Source organism: Pseudomonas sp. TAE6080 (assembly GCF_018732265.1).
In the GTDB taxonomy this organism is placed as follows: domain Bacteria; phylum Pseudomonadota; class Gammaproteobacteria; order Pseudomonadales; family Pseudomonadaceae; genus Aquipseudomonas; species Aquipseudomonas brenneri.
The window spans coordinates 22120-36423 of record NZ_JAHIDY010000032.1; the positions used below are offsets into that span (position 1 = coordinate 22120).

At 58.5% G+C, this 14304-nt stretch carries 10 protein-coding genes; 6 read left to right on the top strand and 4 right to left on the bottom strand.

The window, feature by feature from the left end:
- Positions 1–30: 30 nt before the first annotated feature.
- From KL786_RS21505 to cysC, 3 genes are read left to right on the top strand one after another with little or no spacing between them, the layout of a single operon-like run.
- A complete protein-coding gene (locus tag KL786_RS21505; protein ID WP_068575867.1) occupies positions 31–4125 on the top strand; it encodes an SDR family oxidoreductase in 4095 nt (1364 codons plus the stop codon).
- 4 nt (positions 4126–4129) lie between these two features.
- A complete protein-coding gene (locus tag KL786_RS21510; protein WP_068575866.1) occupies positions 4130–5137 on the top strand; it encodes an NAD(P)-dependent alcohol dehydrogenase in 1008 nt (335 codons plus the stop codon).
- 30 nt (positions 5138–5167) lie between these two features.
- The gene (gene cysC / locus KL786_RS21515) at positions 5168–5800 is read left to right on the top strand and encodes an adenylyl-sulfate kinase (protein WP_060765849.1); all 633 of its coding nucleotides are present in this window, start codon (positions 5168–5170) and stop codon (positions 5798–5800) included.
- Between the two features lie 770 nt (positions 5801–6570).
- On the opposite strand, the gene KL786_RS21520 is transcribed toward cysC, so the two are convergent.
- Both KL786_RS21520 and argC read right to left on the bottom strand, forming a co-directional pair.
- Positions 6571–7611, bottom strand: a complete 1041-nt coding sequence (locus tag KL786_RS21520; RefSeq protein ID WP_215518916.1) for a DMT family transporter — start codon at positions 7609–7611, stop codon at positions 6571–6573.
- Positions 7612–7788: 177 nt separating this feature from the next.
- Positions 7789–8721 carry an N-acetyl-gamma-glutamyl-phosphate reductase gene (gene argC / locus KL786_RS21525; RefSeq protein ID WP_215518917.1) on the bottom strand — a complete coding sequence of 311 codons (933 nt, stop codon included), beginning with the start codon at positions 8719–8721 and terminating at the stop codon, positions 7789–7791.
- Positions 8722–8834: 113 nt separating this feature from the next.
- On the opposite strand from argC, the gene KL786_RS21530 reads away from it, so the two are divergent.
- Both KL786_RS21530 and KL786_RS21535 read left to right on the top strand, forming a co-directional pair.
- Positions 8835–9719, top strand: coding sequence for a LysR family transcriptional regulator (locus tag KL786_RS21530; RefSeq protein WP_065944323.1), 885 nt, complete (start codon positions 8835–8837; stop codon positions 9717–9719).
- Between the two features lie 120 nt (positions 9720–9839).
- Entirely contained in the window at positions 9840–10241 is a 402-nt protein-coding gene (locus KL786_RS21535) for a GFA family protein (protein WP_215518918.1), read from the top strand.
- Positions 10242–10254: 13 nt separating this feature from the next.
- Here KL786_RS21535 and KL786_RS21540 read toward each other — a convergent pair whose 3' ends face one another.
- Positions 10255–10863 carry a nucleotidyltransferase domain-containing protein gene (locus KL786_RS21540; RefSeq protein ID WP_215518919.1) on the bottom strand — a complete coding sequence of 203 codons (609 nt, stop codon included), beginning with the start codon at positions 10861–10863 and terminating at the stop codon, positions 10255–10257.
- Between the two features lie 179 nt (positions 10864–11042).
- On the opposite strand from KL786_RS21540, the gene KL786_RS21545 reads away from it, so the two are divergent.
- Positions 11043–11819 carry an APH(3') family aminoglycoside O-phosphotransferase gene (locus KL786_RS21545; protein ID WP_215518920.1) on the top strand — a complete coding sequence of 259 codons (777 nt, stop codon included), beginning with the start codon at positions 11043–11045 and terminating at the stop codon, positions 11817–11819.
- Between the two features lie 42 nt (positions 11820–11861).
- On the opposite strand, the gene KL786_RS21550 is transcribed toward KL786_RS21545, so the two are convergent.
- Positions 11862–13916 carry a TonB-dependent receptor domain-containing protein gene (locus KL786_RS21550; protein WP_215518921.1) on the bottom strand — a complete coding sequence of 685 codons (2055 nt, stop codon included), beginning with the start codon at positions 13914–13916 and terminating at the stop codon, positions 11862–11864.
- Positions 13917–14304: the final 388 nt, after the last annotated feature.

The window sequence follows — 14304 nt, forward strand, 5'->3', positions numbered from 1 at the left end:
ACGTGTACAGGCCCTGCCCAGGAGCTGTTTATGCTGACGTCATCTCATCTGCCCAACGTAATTCTCTGGGCCGTCTCCCGGAGCCGCTCGACCGCCTTCGAGCGGGCCGTGATGCAACATCCAGACGTGAGGGTGCTACATGAGCAGCTGTCGGAACCCTTCCTGTTGCAGCACTTTCCCGCCAAGCATGCGCTGATCGAGCGCACCCGTCAGGCCGAACAAGGCCCCGTGGGCATCTCCCGCTACAGCCACGCGATGGACCTGCTGTGCCAACGCCCCGCTTTGCCCATGCGACTGCAATTTGCTAAAGAGATCGCCTATTTTTTTGACTTCCAGGCCATTGATGGCGCCTGGTTGACGGGTTTCAAGCATGTCTTCCTGGTACGCCAGCCACTGGATGTCATGCAATCGCTTTATCGCGTGAGCCAGGGCGGCGGCACCACTTATTTCGATGCCGCCGAGTCGGGTTTCGATGAGCTGGCGAGCATCCATAATCTAGTACTAGAGCATTGCCCCAGCGACCAAGTGCTGTACCTGGACAGTGACGCCGACTTGATGGGGGATACCCAAGGCACCCTGATGCGTTTCTGCGATTTTGCCGGTATCGACTATTCCCCACGACTGTTGTCATGGGAGCCGGAACAGATTGCGCAATGGCAGTTTTTCAAGGGTTGGCATGATGAAGCCGAGCGCTCATCCGGGTTCGCCCCGGTGACACACTCGGCCATTGAATTCCCTGAGATAGTGGAACAAACGGCGCGGAACAAGCAGGTGATTTATCGGTTTTTCCAGCTATCCGCCACCTGGCAACGGCTGGCTGATGCAGCGGATCACCTCAAGTGCCTGCATGAACCGACCACGACGCGACTCCAAGTCCTGTTACTGGCCCCAACCGACGAGCATCGCAGTAGCGCCCTGCAACTGGCGGCCCATCTCCCCGAAGACTATGCCCTTTGGCTGTTGGACAGCAGCGGCCAGATGCTGAACGAGGAAACCATGCGTGAACTGGCCATGTTGCAGGACGGGCCGCTGGTGCTGCTGACGACCGACGAAAATATAGCCTATTGCTCTTCCGAGCAGGCGCGTCAGAGGTTCCTGTGCCTAATGGCACCTGACACGCCATCGGCCAGGGCCCTAGACTTGCCCCTGATAGCCATCGATCCGTCCAACCCTGGCGCTCAGGCCCCGCGAATCAGTGCGCAACTGGCAACCCTTGCGCTAAATGCGAGCCTACGTAGCCGCACGCATCAAATCGCCAGCAACCGCCACGCCAGCACTGCCACCGCGCCGGCCCTATCATGGCAGCAACACTTCTTGCGCTTACTGGACCAAGCCCCTGACAGGTTGGTCGCGATGACACCGCATAGGCAACTGAATGCCAGGCAACTGCATGCCCATGCCGCCACGCTGGCCGAGCGCCTGTCGAAAGTTTGCACCCATAGCGGCTGGGTGGCTATCCGTCTGGACAAGGACCTTCCAAGCCTGATCACCATGACCGCCTGCAGCCTGCTGGGCTGGCCCTACCTCGATATCCCTCACTGGTATGGCCTGGAGGCTACCGCCAAGGCCCTGGCCAACCTCCAGCCGGTGGTGGTGATAGGTGACACCACCAGTCTCAACGACTTGCCGCCCGGTTATCGCACCCTGGTGTTCGACGAACTGGACCCCGCGCCCGCTGCCGTAGCCCGACGTGCAGCTGTCGTCAATGACCTAGCTTACGGCCTGCTTACCTCCGGCACTACCGGCACGGCGAAGATTGTCACCATCGCCGAACACGGTCGCCTTGATTCCTTGGAGCTCTGGCAACAGTACATCCGCCCGGGCGACCGCGTGGGCCTCAATGCCTGGATGGCTGGGTATGTCTACTACCCTATTTTCAGCGGTGCCACCGCCTGCCTGATTCCGGATGCCATGGTGTTGGATCCTCAGGCTCTACGGGCATTCGTCCAGTGGGGCCAGCTCAGCCAATTGATGATCACCCCCAGCCTGGCGGCAGGCCTGATGCAGGATGAGCCGGCGTTCAAACAAGCCTTTGCCGCAGTGCACTGCCTGTGGCTGAGCGGCGAACAATTGCCAGCGACCACGCGCCAGAATCTCGTGCGCTGCCTGCCGCATTGCCGGGTGATCGACCTGTATGGCTCGAATGAAGCCGGAGATGTCGCGTTATCCGCCCCGGACGGACATCTGCAATTTACCGCCGGAACCCAGGCCTACGTGCTAGACCCGGCCCTCGATTGCACGCCGCTGGGTGGCCACGGTGAACTGTACGTCCATACCCCGGGCCTCAGCGTGGGCTACCTCAATGACGACGCGGCAAACCGCAGTGCCTTCGTGGAAAATCCAATGGCCACCGACTGCCCGGCGCTGGCACACAGGCTGCTGCGTACCGGCGATATGGTGCGGCTGAGCGAAACCGGAGAGGTCTATCTGATAGGGCGTGCGACGACTCATTTGAAGGTACGCGGTTTCAAGATCTTCAGCGCAGACGTCGAGCGGGTATTGATGACCCACCCCGAGGTACGCAGCGCTCTGGTCACTACCCGTGGCGAGGGCCAGGATATGCAACTGGTGGCATTTATCAACGCCCAGGACCCCGACAACCCCCCAGTTGCTGGCGCCCTGCGCCAGTGGGCAGGCCAGCACCTGCCCGCATTCAGTGTGCCGCTGGGGTACTTTCTTGCCGCGTCGATTCCGGCGGGAGCGAGCCAGAAACGTCTGGGTGCCCAAGCCCTGTTGCTGCAGCCTTTAGCACCGCTGGCGGATGACCTACCGCCGCTGACGCCGCTGCAAGTACGGGTGGCCAGGCTGTGGGCGCGCTGCATGAACCTGAAAGGGGTCACCTTGGGGCCCGATAGCGACTTTATCGATATTGGCGGCAGCTTGTTGCTGCTGGATTTGATGACGCGGATCAATCGCGCATTCGAGACGGACCTTACGATTGCCGATATCACCCGCGACTCGACGGTGGCAGGGATCAGCAAGCTGCTGGCCCATCGGCTGCAAGGTACGCCGCTGTTGGAAGTGGCCTTTTCGGTCACGGCAGAAGCCGAGCGTTATCTGGCCCGGTTGACCACGGCTGTGGCGAGCCTGCCGCAGGCGCCGCGACGCCTGGCCCGACGCACAATCATGGTCACCGGAGCGACTGGGTATCTAGGGCGCAGGGTGGTTGCCGAACTGCAACAAACAGCCGGTGTGGAGACGGTCTTGTGCCTGGTCCGTGCGGATGATGCGGCCCAGGCTCAACGTCGGGTAGCCGAATTGGGATTGTCGCCCCGCACAGCTCGGGTCGAGGGCCTGGCCGGGGATCTGGCGCAACCACAGTTCGGCCTAGCGAGCGCGGCCTATCAGCGGCTGTGCCAAGACGTGGACTGCATCATTCATTGCGCCGCCGACGTCAACTGGCTCAAGCGCTATGAACGCCTGGCCCAGACCAACGTCGGCGGTGTGGTCGAGGTGCTCGGCCTGGCAGCCGCAAACGGGGCCGGCGTGGTGTTTGCCTCGACCCTACCGGAGCCGGTGCCATCGACCGGCTATAACCGCGCCAAGCTGGTGGCCGAACACTTGGCCATTGCGTTTTGCGAAAGCCGCGGGCTGTCCCTGAACATTCTGCGCTGTGGCGACATCAGCGCCCCCGCACATCCCGACAGTGGCGCGTCGATAAACCAGGAGGACTATGTCGGGCTACTGATTCGCAGCTGCTTGGCCCTCAATGCCTGGCCAGACGAAGCGAGCTGGTCAATGAACCTGACCCCCGTGGACTATGTCGCGCAGGTATTTACCCACACAGCGATCCACGGCCAGGCCTTGGGTTCACCGCCCGTACAGCACCTGTATAACCCTGCGGCGAACCTCAAATGGACCCAGTTATGCGCCTGGATACAGACGCTTCTGGGACCAACCCAGTATGCACCACTGCCCCTGGAACAATGGCAAGCCAGACTCAAGGAACAGGCCCCTGGCAAGGCCGTGTTGCAGCGTACGCTGTTAATCCTGCCGATGATCATTGATGACTTCAGCTACTTCAACCCTCCACCGCCGCTGCTGCTCGATCATTTGGAGTGCCCGGTGATCGACGCTGAATGGACCCAACAGTACCTCACGGCACTGAACCTAACCCAGGAGTGAACCCATGACACGCACTACTAACGGCTGGGCCGCCTATGGGCCGGGCTCTCCACTGGAACCGTTCACCTACCTACTCCCGGATCCCGGGGCCAACGAAGTGGAGATCCAGGTGACCCATTGCGGAGCCTGCACCAGCGATCTGCATTTGATTGAAGGCGATTGGGGTGAAGCTTCCCAATACCCACAGGTGTGTGGCCATGAAGTTGTGGGGCGCGTGGTGCGCACCGGGTCGGCAGTTACCCACCTTAGCCCCGACCAGCGCGTCGGCGTCGGCTGGTACAAGGGCGCCTGCCTGGCGTGCGAGTGGTGCCTCAAGGGTGAAGAGCAACACTGTGCGGCCGTGCTGCCAACCTGCAGTAACGGGCAAAAAGGCGGGTTTGCCGACTTCCTGACCTGCGACAGCCGCTTCGTGTTCTTGCTCCCCGACAACCTGCCCTCTCATGTGGCCGCGCCGCTGTTCTGCGCCGGGCAGACGGTGTTCACCGCGTTGCTACGGGGCACCCGGCCAGGCATGCGAGTGGGCGTGTTGGGCATCGGTGGGCTCGGCCACCTGGCCATCCAGTTTGCAGCCAAGTTCGGCTGCACGGTCACCGCGTTATCGAGCTCCGATAACAAGAAAGCCCAGGCATTACAGCTGGGTGCGCGCCATTTCTACACCCTGGACTTGGCCACGTTGCAGGCACAGGAAAATACCCTGGACTTCTTGCTAATCACCGCTTCCAACGACCAGGACTGGGAACGGGCCATCGCCCTGCTGCGCCCCCATGGCACCCTGTGTTTTGCCGGGATGCCCGGCCCGGTCACGCTGGACATTCCTGCCATGACCTACAAGACCTTGACCGTCAGTACCGCCAACGTCGGCGGGCGTCACGACATGCTGAAAATGCTGGAATTTGCCAGCGAACACCATGTCTGGCCGATGGTGGAGATTTTCCCGACAGAGCAGATCAACCAGGCCTTGGACGCCCTGCGCAACAACACAGTGCGCTACCGAGCGGTAATTGAATTCTGACTGTCATCCGCCCCCATGGAGATGTCTTTCATGCCCCCGTCACTGGTACTACCTTCACATCCCCTGCGTACCCCGGACCTGGTGCCCCACCCGTTTGAGATCGAACGCCAGGCCCAGTCCACCCTCAAAGGGCATCGCTCATTGCTCTTGTGGTTCACCGGTATGTCGGGGGCCGGCAAGTCGTGCATTGCCAATCGCGTGCAGGCCGGCCTGCACGGTAAGCGGCTGCACACCTGCCTGCTTGACGGCGACCGGCTACGCCAGGGCTTAACCGCCGACCTGGGCTTTGCCGATAACGACCGCAAGGAAAACATTCGGCGCACGGCCGAGGTCGGCAGGCTGATGGTAGATGCTGGGGTCATCACCCTGGTCTGCCTGATCTCGCCCTTCGAACAGGAACGCCGCATGGCCAGGGCGCTGTTCGTCCCCGGCGACTTTATTGAAATATTTATCGATGCGCCTCTGCATGTCCTGGAGCAGCGCGACCCCAAGGGCCTCTACGCCAAGGCACGTAAAGGCCTGATCAAGAATTTCACCGGCATTGACTCGCCCTATGAACGCCCGGTGGCCCCCGACATTGTCATTGACAGCACAACCTCCTCAATCGAGCAGGCCGCACACACCATCGAGAGCTTCCTCAAACGCCAGCAGGTATGGGGGTAACCGTTACATCAGCAACAGGCAAGCACTACGAAAACACTTGTTGTCGTCCAGGCCGGTTTCAACGGTGTGGCGGCGTCCAATAAAACCAAGCATCGGAAGCTCGTACCAATACGCTTAGCACTAACTGGTTAGCGCCGAAGCCGCAAACGACACCCCATCTGCGGAGATAGCTTGTTTGACGACTGTCGCCAACACCAAAGTCATTAAGACTTTCAGACCAAGCCCCTGAACATAGGAAGGCTCCGCATTCCTATGTTCAGGGGCTCACATCAAAATAACGATTGGCGGCTAACCATCTATCCAACATCACCCACAAATCCAGTTTTTCCAGCCTATTTGGCTAGTAATGCCACTTGAAGGCAATGGACGCCATGTTTTGGTAGATCAGTCCGAGGTCCGTCGTTTTGTCGAGACGCACGACATTATGCCAAGATCAGGTATGAGAGGAGCATTCGTTGAGATCCCGGCGGCATGTATGCCTACATGTATGCCAACCTGACTTAACAGCTAAAAAAAATATTAAATACAGTAGGTTATGAATTTGGTTCAAATGACTGTGTAGCCACCAAGTACCGATCCATAGATGTCTACAGCAGTCTATGAATCACCTCAAGAAGCCCGCCTCGTGCGGGCTTTCTTGTTTCTGGCTATCTCTCCTTGCATCCCCCTAAGCCCAAATGAAGCGATCCGAGATAAAACGCCGCCCCCTTTCCGATACTGAACTGACCGTCGCCTGCAGTCTGCGGGATCAGTGATCCACCAAGGCCAGATCAGTGCTTGTGCCGGTGATGTATATCGGGGAAGTGAGCATGGCTATGCTGGATCGGTGCGTGCTCATGCGGATGACTATGCGGTTCAGTACCGTCCCACTCAAAGCCGTGCTCATGTTGGTGGTGCTCATCGTGCGTATGGCGATGGCTGTGTTTGAGGGGATCATGCTGATGCTCGTGAGCATGATGTTCCATCAAGTGAATCCAGACACCGATGGCCATCAATGCGGCAGCAAGCAAGAACATCAGCGATACCGACTCGCCCAAGATTAGGATCGAGATGACCGCGCCGAGGAAGGGAGCAGTGGAAAAATATGCCCCGGTGCGCGCGCTTCCAAGCCCCCGGAGGGCAAGAACGAACAACACCAAACTCACGCCATACCCAAGAAACCCAAGCATCATGATTGGCCCTAACGTCGCCAAGGCTGGCAGTTGTAACCCAATGGCAAACGCCAAGCAGCAATTGACCACGCCTGCGACCAAGCCTTTGCTCCCCGCTATAAAAAGCGCATCGGAGGCAGAGACCTTGCGGGTCAGGTTATTGTCGATGGCCCAACAGAGGCAGGCGAAAGCCACGGCCAGCGGCCCAGTCCAATCGTGAGTCGTCGCCTGCCCTTGCGGCCACGACAGAACAATCCCACCCAAAACAATAGCGATCATGCCGATAACGATACGACGATCTGCGTTCTCTTTGAACACGACCCACGCCAGCACTGCCGTGAGGACCGACTCAAGATTGAGCATCAGCGACGCCGTGGCTCCCGCTGTCCGAGTGAGGCCGTACATGAGAGCCACGGGAGCAAGTACACCCCCAAAGACAATGGCGCCAATCAACCAGGGCCACTCTCCAGCAGGAAGCCCGGGCCGTTGCCAGCGTTGATCGCGAGCAAAACGAACAATGGCCAGGCCGAGTCCGCTGCCCAGGTAGAGCAGTCCTGCCAACAGAATGGGCGGAGTATCCACACCCAATAGCTTGGCGAGCGGAGTACTGGCGCCAAACAACGCCGCAGCAGCTAATGCATAGAGGACACTCAAATTCATAATCGGTCGTCCTATCAGGCTCACTGCATACGGGAGAGCATCATAGCTTTGCTCTAATAAGAAATATGTGAACGCCAGTCCCTTAACTGTCTGGATCCTGGACAGGCTCTGTAGCTAGCGGGCGAGCAATATTCAGCAACGGATCATCCCGCACCTGAGAGCCAATGTTAGTCGACGTCATACTCCCGCAATCATCAAGTCCAGGTTCTGCACCGCCGCTCCAGCAGCTCCCTTCCCAAGATTGTCAAACACAGCAGCCAACAGAACCTGCCCCGCCTCATCATTTTCACACACCACCAAACGCAAACTGTCCGTCCCGTTAAGCGCCTGGGGATCAAGGTAGGTCAACGCTCTGGCCTCCTGCATCGACATCACCTGCACATGCTCGGTATCGCGGTAGTGCTGCATAAGGCATGCATGCAACTGCACCGCGTTCACGCCCGGCGCCAACAACCGAAGTTGCAACGGTATGGTGAGTACGATCCCCTGCCGAAAAGCCCCGTAAGCCGGCACAAACATCGGCCGCTGCGTCAAACCGCTTTGCTGCTGAATCTCCGGAACATGTTTGTGGTGCGCCAGCCCCAGGCCATAAACCTGATACGCGAGCGCTTGTGATGCGTACTCGCCCTCATGCTCTTGCACTCCGGCGCGCCCTTTTCCGGAATATCCCGATACCGCATGAATGTTTACGGGGTAATCCCTGGGCAGCAACCCGGCCTCTAGCAATGGCCGCAGCAGCCCTATCGCTCCCGTGGGATAGCAACCTGGATTGCTGACCCGCCGCGCTGTGGCGATTTGTTTGGCCTGCTGCGGGCTCATCTGTGCAAAACCATAAGTCCAGCCTGGATGAGTGCGGTGCGCCGAACTCGCATCGATCACCCGAACGGCGGGGTTTTCGATGCTCATTACAGCGTCTCGCGCAGCTTGATCAGGCAAGCAAAGAATCGCGATATCGCAGGCGTTGATCATTTCGGCGCGATGTTGCGGATCCTTGCGGTGTTCGGGGCTGAGTGTCATCAGGCGCAGATCACTCCGGCTGGATAGGCGTTGCTGAATTTGCAAACCGGTGGTGCCTTGGTCGCCATCAATAAATATAAGAGGACTTGCCATGGAATGCGCTCGGTATAGGAAATCAGGAGCTCCAATCTTCAGTGACGAGCTAAGATAGGAAAAGTTGAATTTCCAAACGATGAAGTTAAGTTTTTCTGAACAAGGAATGACCTATGCGCGAAATCAGCCTGGACCGACTGCGCACGCTGGTTGCCATTGCCGATCTGGGCTCGTTTGCCGAAGCGGCTCGGGCACTGCACCTCGCGCCACCTACGGTCAGTTTGCATATTGCCGACTTGGAGTCGCGGGTTGGCGGCAAGCTGTTATCGCGCACACGTGGGCGTGTACAGCCCTCGGCGATTGGAGAAACATTGGTGGCCCGTGCGCGGCGCCTGTTGGCGGATGCGGAGCAGGCCCTTGAGGACGTGGAGCGTCAGGTACTAGGCTTGGCCGGGCGTGTGCGGCTGGGCGCCTCCACAGGGGCTATCGCACAGTTACTGCCACAAGCCCTAGAAACACTAGGCCAAAGACACCCCGCCATCGATGTGCAAGTTGCGGTGCTCACGTCGCAGGAAACACTGGGGAGACTTGTCGAGGGCTCATTGGATATCGGCCTGGTCGCACTGCCACAGACACCAGTGAAGCAATTGCGGATCGAGCCATGGCGGCGGGACCCGGTCATGGCTTTCCTGCCGGCTCGCTGGGAGTGCCCGGATATTGTGACCCCTGGCTGGCTGGCCGCTCAGCGATTAATTCTGAATGACAACACTACTCGACTCTCGCGCCTGACCTCAGACTGGTTCGCCAGCGAAGGACTGCTGCCCGTGCCACGCATTCAACTGAACTACAACGACGCGATCAAAAGCCTAGTGGCGGCCGGTTATGGTGCTACGTTGTTGCCGCATGAAGCCTCCACGCCATTGCCTGATACCCGGATCGTCATGCGACCATTACAGCCCTTATTATGGCGCCAACTGGGCATTGCTCACCGTGGCGGGGACGTCGAACGGCCTACACAACATGTGCTGGATGTGTTGTGGGGGTTGAGCGTGGACTAGGGGGATGTCGAAGTTCGACGCCTAGCCCCACCTGTATGGCTGAAAACTCTCGTATCTGTGACTGGGATTAGACCTGCCCTGACGGTTAAGCTGATATTTTTCACATGCACGGAAGAGCGTATGGCTGCGATGTACCAAGGAAGCTGCTTATGCGCAGCCGTCAGTTACGAGCTATGTGCCACACCAAAAGCAGTGAGTCATTGTCATTGCAGCCAGTGTCGTAAAGCTCACGGGGCAGCATTCGCTTCGTACGGCAGCGTTCCCCGCAACGCGCTACGAATACTTGGCGGCGCCACTAGCATCAAAACCTATGCATCCTCAGAGACGGTGTTACGCGAATTCTGCGCGCACTGTGGTTCGACGTTGTTCTGGTCACGGTCTCAAGGCGAATTTGCCGACTGGGTTTCGATAGCACTGGGCACGCTTGACACGCCCTTCATGCCTGAAAAGCAAAAACACGTTCACATCGACTCTACAGTCCACTGGTACACGCCAGCCAAATTATGCCCCCAGGTTGGCTGAATACTTGTAGCGGTCATGAAGGGGTTATCCAGTGATGCCCCGGATGAAGCTTCAGCAAATGCTGCCTCAGCCACGCCACCTCCTCATCGGGCAGCGTAGGCAAGGTCTTGTGAAAATCCTCTTCATCCTTGGGCCGCACATGCTGGGCTTTGAACAAGAGGATCGCTGCGGGCCTTAAATATGGGATGCCTTCACTGCTCAAATACAACATTTCTGTACGGGGAAACCGGATAGCCCCATCACGTTTGTAAACCCATACTTCAGGGCTTCCTGATTCAATCATCATGTCCACCCGCCAGGCTTGAGCAACGGGGTCGAAACACCACACCTGATGAATGTCTAGCCCCGGGATGTGGCCCAAGGGGAGAAAAGTGAGCACTCCACTCTTCGCGGTGTACATATCAAGATCGCCAAGCGCGTGCCGGAATGCCGGGAAATCGTCTCGCAACATGGTGAACTCTATATCGTCATGCTCTCGCGTCTTTTCGCCGCGCCATAGATCAAGCGCCCACCCGCCGACAACACACCATGGAAGCGAGACAGCCTTCAGGCGAACAGCCAACTCGGCAGGCGTCCATGCACTCCATAGCTCTTGATCCGGCACCAAAGCCCTGTTCGCCATAATCTGATCTCCGATCGTTCTGAGTATTAGGCGACCTAATACAACGCATACTCGCCCTTTAGCAAACTGGGTGAAAAGTGGCAAAGAGGTGTCTGCGAAACCCGAGGCGATTCATACTCGTCACTCCACCCCCTCAGAAAAGGTGATGTGTGCTCTCCCAGTCTTCCAGGCCAAGGCCTGTGCCTTTCGAACTCCCCAGGACCATCGCGCGATTTATCAGTGATGCCCCGCTGATCGCCGATGACGTCGGCGAGTCGCCCTGCGATGTCTTCAGTTTTACCCGGGGCAATGATCGTTTCTTTCTTAAAACCTGCGCAGCCATCTACGCGCCCACGACCTACAGCGTCTTGCGCGAAGCCCGTGTACTGCAATGGGTAGATGGCCATCTGAATGTGCCCGAGGTGACAGTTATTGCTGAAAGCACCGACGGCGAATTCATGATCACCCGTTGTGTGCCGGGCGCCCCGATCCAGGCGCGTATCGATGAGCCTGGCGCCCTGTTGGCGCTGTTTCGCGAGGCACTGCGCCAGTTACAGAACGTCCCCATCGCCGGCTGCCCCTTCGACTCAAGCGTGTCACAGCGCCTGAACGAGTTGGAATACCTGCTTGCACATGACCTGTGCGCGCAAGAGCCCGAGCCGCACCCGTGGCCAGACCTGAACACCCCCGAACAACTGCTGGCCCATCTGCACGCCACGCGGCCGAAGGAAGACCCCGTGTTCAGCCATGGCGACCTGTGTGACACCAATGTGTTCGTCGACACTCAAGACCGCCTGCACTTCATCGACCTGGGCCGTGGGGGGATCGCCGATCGTTGGCTGGACATCGCGTTTGCACAACGCAACCTTCGCGAAGATATTTCGGAGCAGTCGGCACAGGATTTTCTCGACCGACTGGGCGAACCTGATAAGCCGGCAAAACGAGAGTTTTTCGAACAACTGGACGAGTTGTTCTAGCAAAGCCCGCGAGCCCCTGAAACTCGCGGGCATGGCTACACCTCAAAAGTAAGTAGTAGCCCCGGCAAAAAACGCACGCCCCGGCACATAGAACGTCGTCGAACCATCACGTGCATCTTCGTCCAGCAAGTTCTGCACACCGCCATTCAAGGTCAGCCACTTGGTCACGGCCAAGTTCGCCGTCAGGTCGTAGGTGGTGTACGACTTGACGAAGTCATTACCTGCCCCACGCTGTTTGCCGACATGCTGCGCCGACAGTTCGGTGTTGAGTGAGTCGGTGACTTGCCAGTTGAGCGCACTGAAGGCTGACAGCTTGGGCGCGCTGATCAGGTCTTCGCCGGTGGACAGGTTTTTGCTCTCCAGCATGTAGGTGGCGTTGGTGCGCCAGTCCAGGGAGTCGGTCAGCGGGACGCGAACCGAACCTTCCCAGCCACGGGTCCGCGCTTCTTCGACGTTTTCCAGCATGGTCCACCAGCGGCCCTGGAACTGGCCCAGTGGCGCGTATTCGATCTTGTCTTCGAAGTCGGTGTGGAAGTAGGTCAGGCTGGCCTCCCAGCCGTCACGGTCGAAGGACACGCCAATCTCCTTGTTGACGCTGGTTTCTGGCGACAGGTTCGGGTTACCGGCCATCCAGCAACTGCCGCTCACATAACCCAAAGGTTTCAACGAGCCGCAACCGCGACCGCCGGATTCGGTGGCGGCACCGGCGCTGCCCTCTTTCAGGCTGGGCGCACGGAAGCCCTTGGACACACCGCCGCGTACGGTCCAGTCCGGGTGCGGATGGTAGACCAGGTACGCCCGCGGGCTGTTGTGGTTGCCGTAGTCTTCACTGTGGTCAAAACGGTTGCCCAGGGTCAGGGCCAGGTTATCGAGCAAGTACAACTCATCTTCGATAAACGCCGCCGAGTAGTCACCCTTGAGTGAAGAACCGGAGACCGCAACACCTTGATAGTCCACCGGCACCGTGCCCAGGGTGTCGCTGTTGGTCAGTTCTTCACGTTTCCACTGCCCGCCCACGGTCAGGCGCTGGTCGAGCAGGAGTTTGAACGGAATGTTCAGGCTGCCCTCGGCGATTTTCTCTTCGGCGCTGGATTTGCCCCAGTCGATGTCGTTCTTGAACTTGTTCAGGTACAGGTCCACTTTCGACGTACCGAAACTCCAGTCCCCAGTGTGGGACACGGAATAGCTGTCGCGAATCAAACGGCCGGGGCCGAAGCCGGCACCCATGGTTTCGCCCCAGTCACCAAAGGTCTTTTTGCTCGACCAGGACCGCTCGACGCCATGCACGGCCTCGAACGACAGGCTCTGCTCGTCATTGATTTTCCAGTCGAGCAAGGCGTTGACGCTGTGGTCCTTGGCGCCGCCAGCGCCGTCGCCGTACATGAACTCGCCATCCTTATCCAGGCGCGCCGTGACTTCATCGGCGGCGCGGCGGGTCAGGTTGGCGCCCAGGCGCAGGCCGACGGACTCGGTCAATGGCCCGGACAGGTTGAGGCTGGTCTGGGTGGTCTGGCCACGGTCGGAGTCTTCGGGAATCGTGGTGTTGACGTTGGCAGAACCACTCCAGGTCCGCGAGACCTTGCGTGTGATGATGTTGATCACACCGCCCATGGCATCCGAGCCGTACAGCGAAGACATGGGGCCGCGCACGATCTCGATGCGCTCAATCATGTTCGGGGTGATCCAGTTCAGGTCCTGGCGTGCCAGGTCACGGCGATAGCTCAAGTCTCCCGAACCGCCCAGACGTTTGCCGTCCACCAGGACCAAGGTGTATTTGTCGTCCAGGCCACGCAGTTTGATTTTCGACTGTTCCCCCACCGGGCCGAAGCCCCCCGTGACACCCGGCACACGCCGCAGCAGGGTATTGAGGTCGTACACCGGTTGGCGCTCGATTTCTTCACGGGTGATGACACTGACGCTGGCCGGCGCATCCCGCAGGTCCGTGGCACCGCCGGTGGCGGTGACAAACGAGGTATCGAGTTCGGTGACGGCCTGTTTATCGACCTCGCCAATCTCTTGCGCTTGCAACGCCGGGGCGGCGTTCAGCACACCGAAGGCCATGAAAAGAGAACTGAACAGGTAGGGGGGATTCTTCATTGCAAACAGTCCTTGTTAAGCCAATATGCACCAAGACGGAGCACTAAAGGCTGCGGAGTGTAATGTAAATCCTTATCATTTAGAAAAGCATTTGTTACAATTCAGAAACAAATCCATACATTTAAAGCAGAATTATTTTCTGCAATCTGCTTTGAAATACTTAAAAAATCTCCAATTTAACGCTACTTGTCGATATCTAAATATTCACAAAAAAGCCAATCATTCACTTGATAATGAATAGCGTGACCCTCCCCTCAAGGGGGTTGTGCAAGATTGATTCTGTTACCCATCAACTTTTGACGCTCCTGTCTCCCCGCTGTTAGTGTCCGCCCTCCTTCCCCGCAGATATCTGCCAGGTGCGATTTACCCGCAAAACCTCACCCCAGGG